Origin of the sequence: Uliginosibacterium sediminicola (assembly GCF_039631295.1) — a bacterium.
GTDB lineage: Bacteria > Pseudomonadota > Gammaproteobacteria > Burkholderiales > Rhodocyclaceae > Viridibacterium > Viridibacterium sediminicola.
Window position 1 is genome coordinate 261,966 of sequence record NZ_JBDIVE010000005.1, and the last position, 17,554, is coordinate 279,519.

Here is a 17,554-nt window from a genome sequence, read left to right on the forward strand (position 1 = left end):
CTCGACTCAGTGCGCAGCAAACATCATCAGGTGCTCGACCACCGGCCCCAGGGCCAGCGCCGGCACATAGTTGAGCAAGCCCACCAGCACCACGGTGCCGATCAGCAGCACGATGAACAGCGGGCCATGGGTGGGCATGGTGCCGCCGGTCACCGCCAGGCGCTTCTTGGCCGCAAAGGAGCCGGCCATCGCCAGCACCGGCACGATCACCGCAAAACGCCCCAGCCAGGCCGCCACGCCCAGCATCGCGTTGTAGAAAGGCGTATTGGCTGACAAGCCGGCGAAAGCGCTGCCGTTGTTGTTCGCCGCCGAGGTGAAGGCGTAGAGCACTTCGGAGAAACCGTGCGCGCCAGGATTGAGGATGCCGGCCTTGCCCGCTTCACACATCAGCGCGATGGCCGTGCCGGCGAGCACCAGCAAGGGCGTGACGAGAATGGCGATGGAAGTCATCTTCATCTCGTAGGCCTCGATCTTCTTGCCCAGGTATTCCGGCGTGCGGCCGATCATCAAGCCGGCGACGAACACTGCCAGGATCGCGAAAATCAACATGCCGTAGAGGCCGGAACCGACGCCGCCGAAAACCACCTCACCAAGCTGCATATTGACCAGCGGCACCAGTCCGCCGATCGGCATGAAGCTGTCATGCATGGCATTGACGGCGCCACACGAAGCGGCGGTGGTGATGGCGGCAAACAGCGCGGAATCGCCGATGCCAAAGCGCGTCTCCTTGCCTTCCATATTGCCGCCGGGCTGCGCGGCACTGCTCGATTGATCCACGCCCAGCTTGGCAATCATCGGATTGCCACCCTGCTCCGAGACCGTCGCCGGAACCACCAGGGCAACGAACATGATCGTCATCGCCGCCAGCACCGCCCAGCCCTGGCGCGTATCGCCGACCATGCGCCCGAAGGCATAGCAGAGCGCCGCGGGGATCAGGAAGATCGCCAGCATCTGCAGGAAGTTTGTGAACGGCGTCGGGTTCTCGAAAGGGTGTGCCGAATTGGCATTGAAGAAGCCGCCACCATTGGTGCCGAGCATCTTGATCGCCTCTTGCGAAGCCACCGGGCCCATCGCCAGGGTCTGCACCTTGGTCTGCTGATCGACCATCACCGGTTTGCCTTGCGCATCGATCACCGGCTGACCGGCCGCATCCACTTTGGGTATCTGGAACTGCGTCACTTCCAGTGTCTGCACGTCCTTGTAGGCGTCGAAATTCTGGATCACGCCCTGACTCACGAACAGCAGTGCCAGCACGGTCGACAGCGGCAGCAGGATGTACAGCGTGCAGCGCGTCAGATCGACCCAGGCATTACCGATGCTCTGCGCGCTGTGACGCGCAAAGCCACGGATCAGCGCAATGACGACGACAATGCCGGTTGCCGCCGAAAAGAAGTTCTGCACGCTCAAAGCCGCCATCTGCGTGAGGTAAGACATGGTCGCCTCGCCCACATAGCCCTGCCAGTTGGTATTGGTGACGAAGGACAGCGCGGTGTTGAATGCAGAATCCGCGCTCACATTCGCCATGCCCGCAGGATTCAGCGGCAGCCAGGCCTGCACGCGCTGCACGGCATACACGACAAAAACACCGATGGCATTGAAGAGGATGATCGCCAGCGCGTACTGCAGCCAGTGCATGCCTTCTGCGGCCCGCACACCGCAGAGCCGGTAAAGCAGGGTTTCGATGCGCCCCGCAGCGCGGCCCGCCGGCGGCTCCATGACGCGAACAATGTACAGCCCCAGCGGCTTGGTCAGCAGCAACAGGGCGAGAAGGAAAATGGCGAGGGTCGTCCAGGCATGTGTGCTCATGATCAGAGATCCTCCGCACGCAGCAGGGCCGCAACCAGATAGATCAGCAAACCCAGCGAGACCAGGGCGCCCAAAACGTAAAAGCCGCTCATGCCCGCCTCCCTTGCCCGCGCCCCGCCAGACGCTGACAGCCGCGCGCCAGGGCAAGGATCAAAGCGACGCAGACGAGCATCGCCAAACCATAGACCAGATCCATCGTGTTTCTCCCGTGTTTCAGACACGTTCGAAGCTTAGGAGCGGGCCTATCAAGTTCGGGTAAAGACTCGGGACGGGGCGTAAAGATCGCGTAAAGACGTGCTTACGCAAGGGCTCAGTTAGCTGGCCAGATCATTCCTGAAAATCTGTTTCGATCTGAGAACGCGCGCTGCCACACACGCAAGATCCAGCCAGTTCGGCACTGCCCTTCGGCTAAGACATATTCATTTTTTGGCGACGGATTTTCGACGCAAAGGACGCAAAGAAAGACAGCAGTTCCGCAAAGTAAACCAAAATCGTTTTCCTTTGCGGGCCTTTGCTTTTCCTTTGCGTCCTGCGGTTCAAAACCCAGCGCGTCAAACATGCGCATAGCCTGACTGAACGGAATTGCAGCCAGGGCGAGCATTTCCCCTCTCCCGGCCCTGCGGGCCACCCTCCCCCTGGGGGGAGGGAAGGCAATCGGCATTGCAGACTATCGAGCAGGACCAAGCCTGCCGTTCCCTCCCCCTCGGGGGAGGGTGGCCGAAGGCCGGGAGAGGGGCAGCGCATCCATCACGTACAAGCCCTGCGCGGCACGCGGCGCGGCAGAGGAGCCCAGCCTCAAGACACCTTCAGCCGCTTGCGTTCCACCGCGAACTTCATCAACGCCGCCGTGCCTTCGAGGTCAAACTTGCGCTTGATGTTGATGCGATGGGATTCGACCGTGCGCACCGAAAGGTCCAGGCGCTGGGCGATCTCCTTGTTGGAGCGGCCATCGGCAATCAGTGCCAGCACCTCGCATTCGCGCTGGGTGAGCACGGGTTCAGGCAAGCTGGCGGTGGCCAGGGCTTCGGCGACGCTGGCCGTGAAGTAGCGGCGACCGGCCATCACCGCATCGATGGCGGCAACGATTTCCTGCGCCGGACTATCCTTGAGCACGTAACCACGCGCACCGGCGCGGAAAGCTTCGATGACGTACTGCGGCTCGTCGTGCATGGTGAGCATGATGATGCGCAATGCAGGCCACTCGGCCAGCAGCTGGCGAGTGAGTTCGACGCCGTGCACGCCGCGCATCGAGATATCCATCAGCACGCAGTCCGGCGCTGCGCTGCGCGCTGCCAGCACGGCCGAAGCCGCATCACCGGCTTCGGCGACAACGACGAAATGCCCCACGGTTTCAAGCCGTGCGCGCAGGCCATCGCGTACCAGCGGATGGTCATCGACAAGCAGCAGGCGGATCGGCTCAGTCACGTACAGTCCTTCAGGTTTTCAAAGCGCTGGCCGGCAAGCGTGCGCACAATTCGGTTCCTTGCACACCCGAGCTGATGGAGAACTCACCACCGAAAGTCTCGATGCGCTCGCGCATGCTCGACAAGCCCAGGCCGCTGCCTTCGAGCTCGCGGCTACGCTCTGGGTCAAAGCCCTGACCATTATCGCTGATGCGCAGCAGCAGTGCGCCCGCGTCTTCTCGCAAACTGACGCGCACTTCGCTGGCACTGGCATGCCGCTCGACATTGTTGAGCGCTTCCTGCACCACGCGGAACAAGGCGGTACCGAGCTCATCAGGCATTTTCAGATCGGGCCCCGCTTCGATCTGTGCATCGATGCCGGTACGCAATGCGAAGTCGCGCAAGACTTGCGACAGCGCTGCGGCCAGGCCCAGATTATCGAGCAAGGCCGGGCGCAAACCATGCGAGATGCGGCGCACATCGCGCAGCACGACATTGACGCCCTCGATGCAACGCGCCATCACCGGCTGGGCGGCCGAATCGCCCACGGCTTCGAGCTGGGCTTGCGCCGACTCGAGCAGGAACTTCACCGACACCAGACTCTGGCTGACACCATCATGCAGCTCGCGCGCCACACGACTACGCTCGGTCTCCTGCGAGCGCACTACCTGGCGCGCCAGCGCACGCAGCTTGGATTCAGCATCGCGTCGATCAGAGATGTTGAGCGCCAGCGCGCCCATCGCCACCAGCAAGGTCGCGATCACCGCGATGCCGACGATCACCCCCATGGTGTTGCGGATCGCCTGCGTCGCCTCGCGGTCGATGCGCGCACGCGTCTCGGCAATATCGTCGAGGTAGATGCCGGTGCCGATCATCCAGCCCCATTCGGGAATGCCGATCACATAACCCAGCTTGTGTTCGAGGCGATGTGTTGAAGGACGCTGCCAGAGGAACTCCTCGAAGCCACCGCCTGCCCTGGCGCGTGCAATCAGGCGCTGGATGGTTGGCGTGCCCTGCGGATCACGCAGGTTCCATAGATCCTTGCCGACCAGCTCGGGCTGGCGCGGGTGCATCAGGCTGCGACCGCTGAAGTCATAGACGAAGAAGTAGCCGTCGTCCCCGAAGTCGAGCTGACGCAGGATGTGCAGTGCTTCCAGCCGCGCCGCTTCATCCTTGCGGGCGGTGAGGTGAATGATCGAAGTGCGCGCCAGTTCAACATAGTGGCGCAGCTCGTTCTGGCGGGCGCCGAGAATCACCGGCTGCATGGCGGCCAGTTCGGCCTCGGCCAGGGCACGCGCCTCCAGCCGCACCACGGCAGCAATCGCGGCAATGGCTACCAGCAGTGGCACAACGGCAAGCAGGATGAATTTGAGTCGTAGCTGCATGGCATCGGAAAGCGATCAATTGCTTGCGATGATACGTCGGTCGCACGGCAGGCTGCGTGCCGACTGCGCAGATCATGGAAATCCCTTACGTGCTGGCACGGTACAGCGCTCGGTAATGGCACCGATGCGCGGCGCTGGACGAGCGTCGATACTGCGGGCAAGCCGGTACATAAGTCCGGCTCCGTAGAAGACCATAAACACAAGGAGGAGACTCATGAAAAGCGTCCTGCCCAAACTGGGCTGGGTGGCACTGGCCGTACTCGGTGCCATCTCGCTCGCCGTCGTCGCGCTGTCGCGCGGCGAATCAATCAGCGCGCTGTGGATCGTCACAGCCGCCATCTCGGTCTATCTGATCGCCTATCGCTACTACGCGCTGTTCATCGCCAAACGGGTGCTCAGCGTCGACGCCAAGCGCCTGACCCCGGCGGTGAAGTACAACGATGGTCTGGACTACGTGCCGACCAACAAGTACATCCTGTTCGGTCACCACTTCGCGGCCATCGCTGGCGCCGGTCCCCTGGTCGGCCCGGTGCTCGCCGCGCAAATGGGCTACCTGCCCGGTGTGCTGTGGATTCTGGCGGGCGTCGTCTTTGCCGGCGCAGTGCAGGATTTCATGGTGCTGTTCATCTCCACGCGCCGTGATGGCCGCTCGCTGGGCGACCTGATCAAGAGCGAGCTGGGCCCCATCCCCGGCGTGATCGCCCTGTTCGGCGCCTTCATGATCATGGTGATCATCCTCGCCGTGCTCGCGCTGATCGTCGTCAAGGCACTCACCGACTCGCCCTGGGGCGCTTTCACCGTCGCTGCGACGATTCCCATCGCGATCCTGATGGGTATCTACATGCGCTTCATCCGTCCGGGCCACATTGGTGAAATCTCCATCGTCGGCTTCGTGCTGCTGATGGGCGCGATCCTGCTCGGCGGTCAGGTTGCCGCCAGCCCGACCTGGGCGCCCTACTTCACCTTCGACGGCAAACAGCTGACCTGGATGCTGATCGGCTACGGCTTCGTCGCCTCGGTGCTGCCGGTGTGGCTGCTGCTGGCGCCGCGCGACTATCTGTCGACCTTCCTGAAGATCGGCACCATCCTCGGTCTGGCGGTCGGTATCTTCATCGTCTCGCCGCAGCTGCAGATGCCCGCGCTGACCAAGTTCGTCGACGGCACCGGCCCGGTGTGGTCGGGCAGCCTGTTCCCCTTCCTGTTCATCACCATCGCCTGCGGCGCGGTCTCCGGCTTCCATGCGCTGATCTCCTCAGGCACCACGCCGAAGCTGCTGGAGAACGAAACCCACGCACCGCTGATCGGTTATGGCGGCATGCTGATGGAATCTTTCGTCGCCATCATGGCCCTGGTCGCCGCCTCGTGCATCGACCCCGGCGTCTATTTCGCGATGAACAGCCCGGCTGCGGTGATCGGCAAGACCGCGGTGGAAGCCTCACAAGTCATCTCGCAATGGGGCTTCGTGGTCACACCCGATGTGCTGACGCAGACGGCCGCAGATGTCGGCGAGAAAACCATCATCTCGCGCGCCGGTGGCGCACCGACCCTGGCTGTGGGCATGGCGCACATCCTGCACCAGGTCGTCGGTGGCAAGGCAATGATGGCTTTCTGGTATCACTTCGCGATTCTCTTTGAAGCGCTGTTCATCCTCACCGCCGTTGATGCCGGTACGCGTGCAGGCCGCTTCATGCTGCAGGATCTGCTCGGCACCTTCGTGCCGCACTTCAAGCGCACCGAAGCGCTGGTGCCCAATCTGGTGGCAACGGGTCTGTGCGTCACCGCCTGGGGTTACTTCCTGTACCAAGGCGTGATCGATCCGCTCGGTGGCATCAATACCTTGTGGCCGCTGTTCGGGGTCGCCAACCAGATGCTGGCTGCCGTCGCCCTGGTCCTCGCCACCGTGGTGCTGGTCAAGATGAAACGCCAGCGCTACGCCTGGGTCACCGTGGTGCCAACGGTCTGGCTGCTCGCCTGCACGCTCACCGCGGGCTGGATGAAGGTGTTCGACGCCAGCCCCAAGGTCGGCTTCCTCTCGCACGCCGCCAAGTTCAGCGCCGCTGCTGCACGCGGCGAAGTGCTGGCTCCGGCCAAGAGCGTCGAACAGATGCAGCAGGTGATCTTCAACGACTACGTAGACGCCACGCTGTGCGCGATCTTCATCTTCGTCGTCGTGTCGATCACGCTCTTCGGCATCCGCGCCATCGTGCTCGCCCTGCGCAGTGACAAGCCCACGGCGAAAGAAGTGGACTACGGCAGCGGCGTTGCCACGCAGGTGTTCTGATGTTCAAAGACCTCGCCCGCATGGGTGAGTACCTCGGGCAGGCCGCCCGCATGATGGTCGGCCAGCCCGATTACGACACCTATGTGCAGCACATCCGCACCACCCACCCGGAGCGGCGTCCGATGAGCTACGAAGAATTCTTTCGCGAGCGTCAGGAAGCCCGCTTCGGCGGTGCGACAGGCAAGTGCTGTTGAGATAAAGTGTGAAGCGAGAGGGGCGCAGCAAAGCCCCCTCTCGCTTCACGCCTGACGCTTCACTCTTAACTCAGCACACCCCAGACCCAAGATGTCCATTCCCGTTACCCTGCTCACCGGCTTTCTCGGTGCCGGCAAAACCACCCTGCTCAACCGCTTGCTCGCTGGCGCGCACGGCGAGCGCATCGCGGTGATTGAAAACGAATTCGGCGCAGTCGGTATCGACGGCGACCTGCTCGACCCGGCTGCTGTAGGCGTGGTCGAACTTTCCAATGGCTGCATCTGCTGCAGCGTGCGCGGCGCGCTCAGTGAAGCGCTGGCCGATCTGCTGGCACGGCGCGAAGCCGGCAGCCTGCAATTTGACCGCCTGATCATCGAAGGTACTGGCTTGGCCGACCCGGTGCCCATCGCGCAAGTGTTCTTCACCGACCCGATGCTGCGTGACCGCTTCGAGCTGGACGGCGTGATCACCCTGGTCGACGCCATCCACTTTGCCGAACAGCTGCGCCGTGAACGCGTCTGCGCCTCACAGATTGCCTTTGCCGACCGTCTGCTGGTCAGCCGCTGTGATCTTGTCGATGAAGCCGCACTCGAGACGCTGCACGCACAGCTGCGCACGATCAATGCACGCGCCCCGATGGGCGACGCCCGCAAGCTCGCCGAAGACTGGCAGGACCTGCTGCACATCGGCGGTTTCCGGCTGGATGAACGCGGCCTGCCGAGCAGCGGCTGGCAGGTATCGAGCAGCAAGCAGAACGTGTTCGGCGCGCGCCGCAGCAGCGAGGTGCCGGTGAGTTCGATGATCCTCGAACACAGCCAAGCGCTGGACCTCGACGCCATCTCGGCCTTCGTCGACACCCTGCTCGCCGATTACGCCCACGATCTGCTGCGTTACAAAGGCATCCTCTCGCTCGCCGAGGAACCGCGGCGCCTCATCTTTCAAGGCGTGCATCGCATTGCCGGCTTCGACTTCGGCCGCGAATGGCAAGCCGATGAACAACGCCTGAGCCGCATCGTGCTGATCGGGCGCGAGTTACCCGAGGAAAAACTGCGCGCAGCCTTCCTGGCCTGCGTCAGCCCGCAGCACGCCAACTGAGCGCACGCAAGAATGCCAAAAGCATTCCTGCTTCAACTGGCGATGATGTCCCGATTGGTCCACGCCACGACGCGATTGCGCCCGGCCGCCTTGGCCTGGTAGAGCGCTTCATCGGCACAGCTGAGCAAGTACTCGATGGAGTAGCCCTCGCTCGCCACGCCGATGCTGACCGTGCTGAGTACGGCTTCACCTTCAACCGACATGGGCAGCGTCGCACAGGCCTGACACAGGCGCTCGGCCAGCAACATGGCTTCGCCCAGTGAGGTATCGGGCAACAGCATGGCGAATTCCTCCCCCCCCAGGCGACCACAGATGTCGGACTTCCGCCGCCGTGCCTTCATGTGCCCGGCCAGGTGGCGCAGTACCGCATCGCCGACAGCGTGACCAAAGCGGTCATTGATCTGCTTGAAGTTGTCGGCATCGATCATCACCACACTGAGCGGCCGACGATTGCGCTCGCAATAGCTGGCCAGCGCCTGGCCCTGATCGAAAAACGCGCGCCGGTTCTCCAGCCCGGTCAGCTCGTCGGTATGCGCCATCTGCTCCGCCTTGTGACGGGCCGCTTCAAGGTAATAGGTGAGCTTGAGATTTTCCGCCTGCGCCGCCGACATCGCATTGCCCGCCTGGATCAGCACACAGACGAAGAGCAGCGCAGCAATGCTCAGACTGACTTCCATGGACTGGCCACAGAATAAGAACCAGATGGTTGTCGGCAACAAGACGCTGGTCATCGCCCCCATGACCATGTAGCGCCGCGCCGAGTAATGCGAGAACGCACCCGCCGACATGCCGAGCAGGAAGAGGAATTCGACCAGGCGGTAAAGCGGCGTACTTTCGCTGACAAACCACAGAATGCCCAGCCCCCAGATCAGCGAAGTCGCAAACAGGGTTAGCGCATAGGGTTTTTCCCAGGCAAGGATCTGCATGCCCTGTGGCTTGCGCTGCCAGTACAGGCGGAACAAGGTGTAGCGCACAAGACTGCACAGGCACAGCAGGAACAGCCAGCCGAGCAACAACTCGTGGCGGACCTCGGTCCACAGAGTCTGACAAACGACCAGCGCGACGACGACGCTGATATAGACAGCCGGAAAGGACTGACGAAACAGCAAGCGGAGTTGATCGGCCTGAACACGCAGCGCGAAATCGGGTGCTGCGTCGTCGGACAAAACGTGCTCAAGCGGATGCATGTCAAAGCTCAGGGAGAAGTCGCTCGCTGGTTTCAGAAAAAAGCGGGCGGATGCGCATTTGAGCTGATTCCCGCAGCGCTGTAAACCGCCCTGCGCAACATCATGCGACAGAACCGCCGCCCCCCTACCGCAATATGCAGTTTTTGTGCGCTCGCGTGCCAAGTTGAGCCCTGTTGGGGGCTTGGCCTGCTGCGCTGATAAACTGTTTGCACACCCATTCAGCACACTACCGACCGGACCCCAGCCATGAGCAGCCCGCACAACAATGATCCTCTGCACGGTCTTACCCTTGAGCAGCTTGTCGTGCGCCTGGTGGATCACTACGGCTGGGAAGTGCTGGCTGGCAAGATCAACATCAACTGCTTCAAGAGCGATCCGTCCATCAAGTCCAGCCTGAAATTCCTGCGCAGGACGCCCTGGGCGCGCACCCAGGTAGAGCAGCTTTATCTCGCAAGTTTCGCCTGATGAGGCATGCCAGCACCCGCCGGGCCCTGCTTTTACATGGCAGCAACATTCCCCGTCTCCCGCTTGTGTAACACTTCCTGGCGTATATCCGGCGCTTGCCCGCCGGGCATGCGAATACCCCAGCTTTCCCGGACTGCATGAAGTTTCCGTATGAACCCCTCACGTATTCTTTTCCCCTTGCTGAGCCTGCTGCTGGGCGCCTGCGCAGTCGGCCCGGATTACCGCCGGCCTGAACTGGCAACGCCCACCCAATGGCAGGCGCCCCTGCCCCATGCCGGCAAGCTCGACGCGCTGAGCGACTGGTGGGCGCAATTCAATGATCCGGCGCTCGACGCCTTGCTGCGCGCGGCGCAGGCCGACAGCCCGACGCTGGACAAGGCCAGTGCCGCCATCCGCTCGGCACGCGCCAATCTGCGCAGCGCGGGCGCCAGCCTGCAACCGAGTCTGAGTGCTGCGATCACGCAGACCCAGGCCGGCAGCAAGCAAGGCAATGGCGCGATGCCGGTCAATACAACGGCCAGCGCGCTGGACGCCAGCTGGGAGATCGATCTGTTCGGCGGCACCCGTCGGGGAATCGAATCTGCCCGTGCGCTGAACGATGCGCGCGAGGCCGACTGGCATGACGCACGCATCTCGCTGGCCGCTGAAGTCGCTACCAATTACGTCGACTATCGTGCCTGTCAGCTGCAGCTGGCGGCCTACCAGGATGCACTGCGCTCGCAACGCGCCACTGCCGAGCTGACCGCGCTGGCCGTCAAGGCCGGCTTCAGCGCCGCCGCCGATGGCGCGCTGGCCGAGGCCAGCCTGGCCAGTGCATCGGCCAGCGCAACGGCACAAGCGGCCTCCTGCGATGTCACCCGCAAGGCGCTGGTCGCCCTCAGCGGTCTGGACGAAACACGTGTGGGTGCCCTGCTCGACAGCCAACCGGTGCGCATCCCGCAACCGGCAGCGCGGCAGATCGACAGCGTACCGGCGCAATTGCTCACCCAGCGGCCCGACCTGGTTTCGGCCGAACGCAGCCTGGCCTCGGCCAGTGCACAGATCGGCGTGGCCGATGCGGCGCGCTACCCCAGCCTGACGCTCAACGGCAGCATCAGCCTGTCGGCCAGCAATGCGGCCAGCAGCGTGCCATGGTCATTCGGCCCGACGCTGGCGATTCCGCTGCTCAACGGCGGCGCACTGTCGGCCAAGCTGGAAAGCGCGCGCGCCGCCTATGACTCGGCACTGGCCAGTTACAAATCCGCCGTACGCACGGCGGTAAAAGAAGTCGAACAAGCGCTGGTGCGGCTCGATGGCGCGCGGCGCCGTGAAGACGATGCACGAACCAGCGCGGCCGGCTATCGCGCCTACTTCATCGCCAGCGAGGCGAACTGGCGCGCCGGTGGCACCAGCTTGCTCAACCTCGAAACGGCCAGACGCAATGCCATCACTGCCGAACTCAATCTGATCAGCCTGGAGCAGACGCGCGTCGAAAACTGGATCGCGCTCTACAAGGCCCTGGGCGGCGGCTGGAATGCCGAAGCATCCAGCGCAGCCAGCAGCACTGTCTCAACCCCCCGGAATTGAACGCATCATGAACAAGACCTTACGCTACGGGCTGATTGCCCTCGCCCTGCTGGCCGTATTCGGCACAGGCGCCCTGATCCTCGGCCGCAAGCCGGCTGCCAGCAACGAGAGCAAAGCCGGAGCCAATCCAGTGATGGCGGTGACCCTGGTCAAGCCCGAACTGCAGAACTGGCCGCAAACCTTGCAGGCCAACGGCCCGATTGCGGCCTGGCAGGAAGGCATCGTCAGTGCGGAAACCGGCGGTCTGCGCATCATGGCCCTGCACGCCGACGTAGGCGACGTGGTCAAGCGCGGCCAGCTGCTTGCCGAGCTGGCGCAGGACAGCGTCAATGCCGATCTGCGCAAGTACGAAGCCGCGCTGGCCTCGGCCCGCGCCAGCCTGGCCCAGGCACGTGCCGACGCCGAGCGCGCACGCCTGGTCAAGGGCAGTGGTGCGATCTCCGAACAGCAGATCAGCTCTTACCTGATCACCGAACAGACGGCGCAAGCCAATGTCGATTCGGCTCAAGCCCAGCTCGATGCGCAGCGTGTCGTCCTGGCACGCACACGGGTTACCGCCGTTGATGACGGAGTCATCTCGTCGCGCAGCGCGACGCTGGGCAAGGTGGTCTCCTCCGGCGAGGAGCTCTATCGCCTAGTGCGCCAGAACCGCTTCGAGTGGCGTGCCGAGCTGGACGCACAACAACTGCCGCGCGTGCGCCCGGGCCAGTCAGCGCTGATCACCACGCCGGGCGGTGAACAGATTCGTGGCAAGGTGCGCATTGCCGCGCCGACACTGGCTACCGACACCAGCCGCGCCGTCGTCTATGTGAGTCTGCCCGTCGGCAGCAGTGCGCGCGCCGGCATGTACGCCAGCGGCCGCATCGAGCTCGGTGAGCAGCCCGCACTGAGCGTGCCGCAAAGCACCGTGGTGCTGCGCGATGGCTTCAGCTACGCCTTCGAGCTGGGCGCTGACATGCATGTCACGCGGCGCAAGCTCAGCATCGGCCGCCGCCAGGCTGATCGCATCGAAGTGCTTGCCGGGCTGAGCCCGCAGGCACAGCTGGTCGCCAACGGCGCCGCCTTCCTCGCCGATGGTGATCTGGTGAGTGTGAAGAGTGCTGCCAAGGAGAAACCATGAACTTCTCCTCATGGTCGATCCGTAACCCGGTTCCGGCCGTCCTGCTGTTCGTCCTGCTGACGATTCTGGGCATCATCGGCTGGCGTGGCTTGCCGATCCAGGACTTCCCCGACATGGATCTGCCTGCCGTCGTGGTCAGCGCCAGTCTCGAAGGCGCTGCGCCGGCTCAGCTGGAAACCGAGGTTGCACGCAAGATCGAAGACAAGCTCGCTTCGCTGAGCAATGTCGACCACATCGTCACCAGCATCACCGATGGCTCGGTGTCGATCACCATATCCTTCGCGCTCGAAAAGAACGGTGAGGAAGCACTCAACGAAGTGCGCAATGCCGTCGACAGTGCCCGCGCTGACCTGCCAACAAGCATGAACGCGCCGACAGTGTCCAAGGTCACCACGACGGGCAGTCCCATCGTCACCTACACCGTCGCCTCCGACAAGTATGACGAACAGGAACTCTCCTGGCTGGTCGACAACGATCTCACCAAGCAACTGCTGGCCGTCAAAGGCGTCGGCAAGGTCTCGCGCATCGGCGGCGTGGATCGCGAAGTGCACGTCGACCTCGACCCGGCGCTGATGGCCGGCCTGGGCGTCACCGCCGCACAGGTATCGAGCCAGCTCAAGCTGACCCAGCAGGATGCATCAGGCGGGCGCGGCGATATCGGCGGCGCCCAGCAATCGCTGCGCACCCTCGGCGCGGTCGGCACGGTTGCCGAGATCGCCGCGCTCAACATCCCGCTCAGCGATGGGCGCCACCTGCGCCTGGACCAGATCGCCAAGGTGAGCGACAACATCGCCGAACGCGGCAGCCTCGCCTATCTGGACGGCAAGCAAGTCATTGCCTTCCAGATCACGCGCAACAAGGGCACCAGCCAGGTCAGCGTGGCCCGCCTGGTCAAGGAGGCCGTCGATACATTCTCGGCCAGCCATCCACAGGTGCAGATCAAGGAAGCCTTCAACACCGTCGACAGCATCAATGACAACTACCTGGGCTCCATGCATCTGCTGCTCGAAGGCGCACTACTGGCCGTCGTAGTGGTGTGGTGGTTCCTGCGTGACTGGCGCGCCACCATCGTGTCGGCCACCGCCTTGCCGCTGTCCATCATTCCGACCTTCGCCGCGATGTACTTCCTCGGCTTCAGTCTCAATGTGCTGAGTCTGCTGTCGCTGGCCCTGGTGGTCGGCATCCTCGTCGACGATGCCATCGTCGAGATCGAGAACATCGTGCGCCACATCCGCATGGGCAAATCGCCCTACGAGGCGGCGATGGAGGCGGCGGACGAAATCGGCCTCGCGGTGATCGCCACCACCTTCACCCTGGTGGCGGTGTTCCTGCCAACGGCCTTCATGGGCGGCATTCCCGGCCTGTTCTTCCGCCAGTTCGGCATCACCGCCGCCGTCGCCGTGCTGGCCTCGCTGATCGTCGCACGCCTGCTCACGCCGATGATGGCGGCCTACTTCCTGCGCCCGCATCCGCCGCTCGAACGTCAAAGCGCACTGATGACGCACTACCTGGGCTGGGTCAGGGCCTGCATGAAACATCGCTTCGCCACCGTGGCGGCTGCGGTGCTGTTCCTGCTGCTGTCGCTGACCATGATCCCGCTGCTGCCCACCGGCTTCGTGCCGCCGCCCGATGACAGCCAGTCGCGCGTGAGCATCGAGCTGGCGCCCGGCAGCACGCTGGAGGAGACCCGCCAGGTTGCCGAACAGGCTCGCCAGCTGCTGATGAGCATGCCTGATGTGAAGCAGGTATTCACCCTGGTGGGCGCCTCCACCAGTGGTGGTGGCTTCAACGCATCGGTCAGCAGCGACGTGCGCAAGGCCACGCTGACCCTCACCCTGACTCCGCGCAGCGAACGCAGCCGCAAGCAGTCGGAGATCGAGGCTGAAATGCGCACCGTGATGAAGGCCCTGCCCGGCGCGCGCGTCAACGTCGGCCGTGGCGGCAGCGGTGAGAAGCTGGAACTGACCCTCGCCAGCGACGACGGCAACGCCTTGCTGGCCACGGCGGCCGATGTCGAACGCGATCTGCGCACGCTCAAAGGCGTTGGCAACATCACCTCAAGCGCCGCCCTGCAGCGCCCGGAAGTGCAGTTCAAGCCCGATTACGCCCGCGCCTCGGCGCTGGGCATCACCGCCAATGCACTGGCCGACACCATGCGCGTGGCCACCTCGGGCGACTTTGCCTCCAGCCTCTCCAAGCTCAATCTGCCGCAACGTCAGATTGCCGTGCGGGTGCGTCTGGACCCGGCTGCACGCGCCGATCTGGACACGCTCTCGCAGCTGCGCGTCAAAGGCAACAACGGCTATGTGGCGCTCGCCGCGCTGGCCGACATCCAGCTTGGCAGCGGGCCCTCGCAGATCAATCGTCTGGATCGCGAGCGCAACATCACCCTGTCGGTGGAGCTCTCCGGCCGCACCTTGGGCGATGTGATGAAGGAGGTGCGCCAGCTGCCCTCGATGAAGACCTTGCCGCCCGGCGTGCATGAAGTGCAACAAGGCGAACTGCAGCGCATGACCGAGCTGTTCGGCAGCTTCGCCTCGGCCATGGCGATCGGCATTTTCTGCATCTACGCGGTGCTGGTGCTGCTGTTCCACGACTTCCTGCAGCCGGCGACGATTCTCGCCGCACTGCCGCTGTCGGTGGGCGGCGCACTGTTCGCGCTGCTGGTCACGCACAGCAGCTTCTCGATGCCCTCGGTGATCGGTCTGCTGATGTTGATGGGCGTCGTCACCAAGAACTCGATCCTGCTTGTCGAGTACGCCGTCATGGCGCGTCGCGAGCATGGCATGAGCCGCTTCGAGGCGCTGATGGATGCCTGCCACAAGCGCGCCCAGCCCATCCTCATGACCACCATCGCCATGGCGGCCGGCATGATGCCGATTGCGCTGGGGCTGGGCGCTGACCCGAGCTTCCGCCAGCCGATGGCCATCGTGGTGATCGGCGGCCTGCTCACTTCAACAGTTCTGAGCCTGCTGGTGGTCCCGGTGATGTTCACCTACGTCGATGATCTGCTCAATGCCCTGCGCAAGCTGTTTGCGCGCAAAGCCACGGCAAACTGAACGCAGAACAATGCAAAAGGGCCGTCAGCCAGCGCATCCAAGCGCTGCCTGACGGCCCTTCTCTTGCCTGACTCAGCGTTTCGCCGCTGTCGCCGGAGCCTGGGTCAGACGCATGCCGACAAAATTGATTACATCACCGCGCTGCACACGCAGCGTCACCGCACTGCCCGCTTCCAGCGCATTGACCAGGCTGTTGAAATGCTCGGCCGAACGGATCTCTTCGGTCTTGCCGCGTGCCACCAGTGCGGTCACCACATCGCCGGCACGCAATTCGGCGCGCGCTGCGACACCAAAGGACTGGCGGATCGAGGCGCCTGCACTGAGCTTGAGCTCGCGCTTTTGCTGACTGCTCAGATCCTGCGTCACCAGACCCAGACGATTGGCATTGCGCGGCGGCAGCGGCGGCGCGCTGGCCACTGGAACCGGATCGGGCTCGTCCGAGGGGAATTCACCGACCACCACCGGAATATCGCGCACCGCGCCATTACGGAACACCTGCATGCTGACGCGGGTACCGGGACGGACCACGCCGACGATGCGCGGCAGCTCGACCGAATCAGCCACCGGCTTGCCACCGAAGGCAAGAATGATGTCGCCGAGCTTGAGACCGATCTGCGCGGCCGGACCGTCACCGTCAATCGCACTGATCAGCGCGCCCGATGGCTTGCTCAAGCCGAAGCTGTCCGCCAGATCACGCGTGACATCCTGGATCGCCACCCCGATGCGCCCGCGCCGCACGCGACCGTATTGGCGCAGCTGCTGCTGCACATCCATCGCCACATCGATGGGAATCGAGAACGAGATGCCCATGAAGCCGCCCGAGCGCGAATAGATCTGCGAATTGATGCCGACCACTTCGCCCTTGAGGTTGAACAGCGGCCCGCCGGAATTGCCGGGATTGATCGCCACATCGGTCTGGATGAAGGGCACCAGGGTTTCATCGGGCAAGGCACGCCCCTTGGCGCTGACGATGCCAGCCGTCACCGTGCTCTCGAAGCCAAACGGCGAACCGATGGCCAGCACCCAGTCGCCCACGTGCAGATCGGCCATATTGCCGAAGCGGGCCACCGGCAAGCCGCTCGCCTCGACCTTCAGCAAGGCGATGTCGCTGCGCTTGTCGCGCCCGACCACGCGGGCAGCCAGCTCGCGGCGATCAGACAGGCGTACGAGGATTTCGTCGGCCCCCTCGACCACGTGGGTGTTGGTCAGAATGTAACCATCGGCACTGATGATGAAGCCCGAGCCGGTCGCCTGATCCTGCTCTTCCGGGCCAGCCTGATCGCGCTTGGGAGCAAAGCGGCGCAGCCAGTCGGGCAGCTGGGCGTCATCGCCCAGGCTCTGCAGCGGCGAGCTGGGCGGGCGCGATTGGGTAGCGGTGATATTGACCACCACCGGCGCCTGCTTGGCCACCAGGGGCACAAAATCGGGCAGATCGCGCGCCAGCACTGGCGTGCTGATCCACAAGCCCAGAACAAGAATCAGGACTTGCGGCGCAGCGGATAAACGGGGGGAAAAGCAGCGAAGGGAAAAACGCGGTGATGTCCAGCGGGACAAACTCATTTCGGTTCCAGTATTTCGACCAGCCTGGGTCGCATGCGGCCAGCAGAAAGCCTGCGGCGCATACCCCACAGCAAAAGGATCGAACATACCAGACCGAGCACACTACCCACAATCACAGATGACTCTGAACCGGACACACTCCAGCCAAGTGTTGCGCCGGCGAAGAGCAGCGATAGCGGCAGCACATAGGCCAACAGGGCCGCGCGCAAAGCGGCACCATCAGCGATCTCGACGATCACCTCGTGACCGGGCTTGGCATCGGCAAGGTTTTCGACTTCGTACTCGCGGCAGCGCGAGCCGAAAATCTGCCCCAGCATGTCGCTACGGCAACCACCGGCCTCATCGCAGCGTCCGCAACCGGCCTGCGGCCCGACGCGCACAAAGGTCTGCTGGGCATGAATACGGATCACACGGGCTTCTACACGCATGGCA

The 17,554-nt window shown here is 63.6% G+C and carries 15 protein-coding genes; 7 read left to right on the forward strand and 8 right to left on the reverse strand.

Annotation, left to right across the window (positions count from 1 at the left end; all coding sequences use genetic code 11):
• Positions 1-6: 6 nt before the first annotated feature.
• From kdpA to ABDB84_RS11765, 5 genes are all read right to left on the reverse strand, one after another.
• On the reverse strand, positions 7-1,806 hold the full coding sequence (gene kdpA / locus ABDB84_RS11745; RefSeq protein WP_345919918.1) for a potassium-transporting ATPase subunit KdpA: 1,800 nt from the start codon (positions 1,804-1,806) through the stop codon (positions 7-9).
• A 2-nt stretch (positions 1,807-1,808) separates the two neighbouring features.
• Positions 1,809-1,898: a K(+)-transporting ATPase subunit F gene (kdpF, locus tag ABDB84_RS11750; RefSeq protein WP_345919919.1), complete on the reverse strand. Its 90-nt coding sequence runs from the start codon at positions 1,896-1,898 to the stop codon at positions 1,809-1,811.
• A 218-nt stretch (positions 1,899-2,116) separates the two neighbouring features.
• A complete protein-coding gene (locus tag ABDB84_RS11755) occupies positions 2,117-2,407 on the reverse strand; it encodes a hypothetical protein (RefSeq protein ID WP_345919920.1) in 291 nt (96 codons plus the stop codon).
• Positions 2,408-2,601: 194 nt separating this feature from the next.
• On the reverse strand, positions 2,602-3,231 hold the full coding sequence (locus ABDB84_RS11760) for a response regulator (RefSeq protein WP_345919921.1): 630 nt from the start codon (positions 3,229-3,231) through the stop codon (positions 2,602-2,604).
• A 10-nt stretch (positions 3,232-3,241) separates the two neighbouring features.
• Entirely contained in the window at positions 3,242-4,594 is a 1,353-nt protein-coding gene (locus tag ABDB84_RS11765) for a cache domain-containing protein (RefSeq protein ID WP_345919922.1), read from the reverse strand.
• Positions 4,595-4,808: 214 nt separating this feature from the next.
• Between ABDB84_RS11765 and ABDB84_RS11770 the strand changes: the two genes are divergently transcribed.
• The 3 genes from ABDB84_RS11770 (at position 4,809) to ABDB84_RS11780 (ending at position 8,165) form a co-directional block, all read left to right on the forward strand.
• Complete coding sequence (locus ABDB84_RS11770; RefSeq protein WP_428715089.1) at positions 4,809-6,875, forward strand: carbon starvation CstA family protein; 2,067 nt, start codon at positions 4,809-4,811, stop codon at positions 6,873-6,875.
• A complete protein-coding gene (locus ABDB84_RS11775; RefSeq protein WP_345919923.1) occupies positions 6,875-7,069 on the forward strand; it encodes a YbdD/YjiX family protein in 195 nt (64 codons plus the stop codon). Before ABDB84_RS11770 ends, ABDB84_RS11775 begins: the two co-directional genes overlap by 1 nt.
• Positions 7,070-7,160: 91 nt before the next feature.
• Positions 7,161-8,165 (forward strand): CobW family GTP-binding protein, encoded by a 1,005-nt coding sequence (locus ABDB84_RS11780; RefSeq protein WP_345919924.1) that lies wholly within the window; start codon positions 7,161-7,163, stop codon positions 8,163-8,165.
• Positions 8,166-8,197: 32 nt separating this feature from the next.
• Here the strand turns inward: ABDB84_RS11780 and ABDB84_RS11785 are convergent, their stop codons facing one another.
• Positions 8,198-9,352: a GGDEF domain-containing protein gene (locus tag ABDB84_RS11785; RefSeq protein ID WP_345919925.1), complete on the reverse strand. Its 1,155-nt coding sequence runs from the start codon at positions 9,350-9,352 to the stop codon at positions 8,198-8,200.
• A gap of 246 nt (positions 9,353-9,598) precedes the next feature.
• Here ABDB84_RS11785 and ABDB84_RS11790 point away from each other — a divergent pair, with 246 nt between their 5' ends.
• From ABDB84_RS11790 to ABDB84_RS11805, 4 genes are all read left to right on the forward strand, one after another.
• Positions 9,599-9,817: a VF530 family protein gene (locus tag ABDB84_RS11790; protein ID WP_345919926.1), complete on the forward strand. Its 219-nt coding sequence runs from the start codon at positions 9,599-9,601 to the stop codon at positions 9,815-9,817.
• 150 nt (positions 9,818-9,967) lie between these two features.
• Positions 9,968-11,383, forward strand: a complete 1,416-nt coding sequence (locus ABDB84_RS11795) for an efflux transporter outer membrane subunit (protein ID WP_345919928.1) — start codon at positions 9,968-9,970, stop codon at positions 11,381-11,383.
• 7 nt (positions 11,384-11,390) lie between these two features.
• A complete protein-coding gene (locus tag ABDB84_RS11800; RefSeq protein ID WP_345919929.1) occupies positions 11,391-12,503 on the forward strand; it encodes an efflux RND transporter periplasmic adaptor subunit in 1,113 nt (370 codons plus the stop codon).
• Positions 12,500-15,562 (forward strand): efflux RND transporter permease subunit, encoded by a 3,063-nt coding sequence (locus ABDB84_RS11805; RefSeq protein WP_345919930.1) that lies wholly within the window; start codon positions 12,500-12,502, stop codon positions 15,560-15,562. Before ABDB84_RS11800 ends, ABDB84_RS11805 begins: the two co-directional genes overlap by 4 nt.
• A gap of 72 nt (positions 15,563-15,634) precedes the next feature.
• Here ABDB84_RS11805 and ABDB84_RS11810 read toward each other — a convergent pair whose 3' ends face one another.
• On the reverse strand, positions 15,635-17,122 hold the full coding sequence (locus ABDB84_RS11810; protein ID WP_345919931.1) for a Do family serine endopeptidase: 1,488 nt from the start codon (positions 17,120-17,122) through the stop codon (positions 15,635-15,637).
• Entirely contained in the window at positions 17,119-17,550 is a 432-nt protein-coding gene (locus ABDB84_RS11815) for a SoxR reducing system RseC family protein (RefSeq protein WP_345919932.1), read from the reverse strand. The genes ABDB84_RS11810 and ABDB84_RS11815 overlap by 4 nt, the downstream gene beginning before the upstream one ends.
• Between the last annotated feature and the right edge of the window lie 4 nt (positions 17,551-17,554).

Coding starts and splice junctions, on each gene's coding strand:
- ABDB84_RS11775 (WP_345919923.1), top strand. CDS start 6,875: ATGTTCAAAGACCTCGCCCGCATGGGTGAGTACCTCGGGCAGGCCGCC.
- ABDB84_RS11790 (WP_345919926.1), top strand. CDS start 9,599: ATGAGCAGCCCGCACAACAATGATCCTCTGCACGGTCTTACCCTTGAG.
- ABDB84_RS11810 (WP_345919931.1), bottom strand. CDS start 17,122: ATGAGTTTGTCCCGCTGGACATCACCGCGTTTTTCCCTTCGCTGCTTT.
- kdpF (WP_345919919.1), bottom strand. CDS start 1,898: ATGAGCGGCTTTTACGTTTTGGGCGCCCTGGTCTCGCTGGGTTTGCTG.
- ABDB84_RS11795 (WP_345919928.1), top strand. CDS start 9,968: ATGAACCCCTCACGTATTCTTTTCCCCTTGCTGAGCCTGCTGCTGGGC.
- ABDB84_RS11800 (WP_345919929.1), top strand. CDS start 11,391: ATGAACAAGACCTTACGCTACGGGCTGATTGCCCTCGCCCTGCTGGCC.
- kdpA (WP_345919918.1), bottom strand. CDS start 1,806: ATGAGCACACATGCCTGGACGACCCTCGCCATTTTCCTTCTCGCCCTG.
- ABDB84_RS11765 (WP_345919922.1), bottom strand. CDS start 4,594: ATGCAGCTACGACTCAAATTCATCCTGCTTGCCGTTGTGCCACTGCTG.
- ABDB84_RS11785 (WP_345919925.1), bottom strand. CDS start 9,352: ATGCATCCGCTTGAGCACGTTTTGTCCGACGACGCAGCACCCGATTTC.
- ABDB84_RS11815 (WP_345919932.1), bottom strand. CDS start 17,550: ATGCGTGTAGAAGCCCGTGTGATCCGTATTCATGCCCAGCAGACCTTT.
- ABDB84_RS11805 (WP_345919930.1), top strand. CDS start 12,500: ATGAACTTCTCCTCATGGTCGATCCGTAACCCGGTTCCGGCCGTCCTG.
- ABDB84_RS11770 (WP_428715089.1), top strand. CDS start 4,809: ATGAAAAGCGTCCTGCCCAAACTGGGCTGGGTGGCACTGGCCGTACTC.
- ABDB84_RS11780 (WP_345919924.1), top strand. CDS start 7,161: ATGTCCATTCCCGTTACCCTGCTCACCGGCTTTCTCGGTGCCGGCAAA.
- ABDB84_RS11755 (WP_345919920.1), bottom strand. CDS start 2,407: ATGCTCGCCCTGGCTGCAATTCCGTTCAGTCAGGCTATGCGCATGTTT.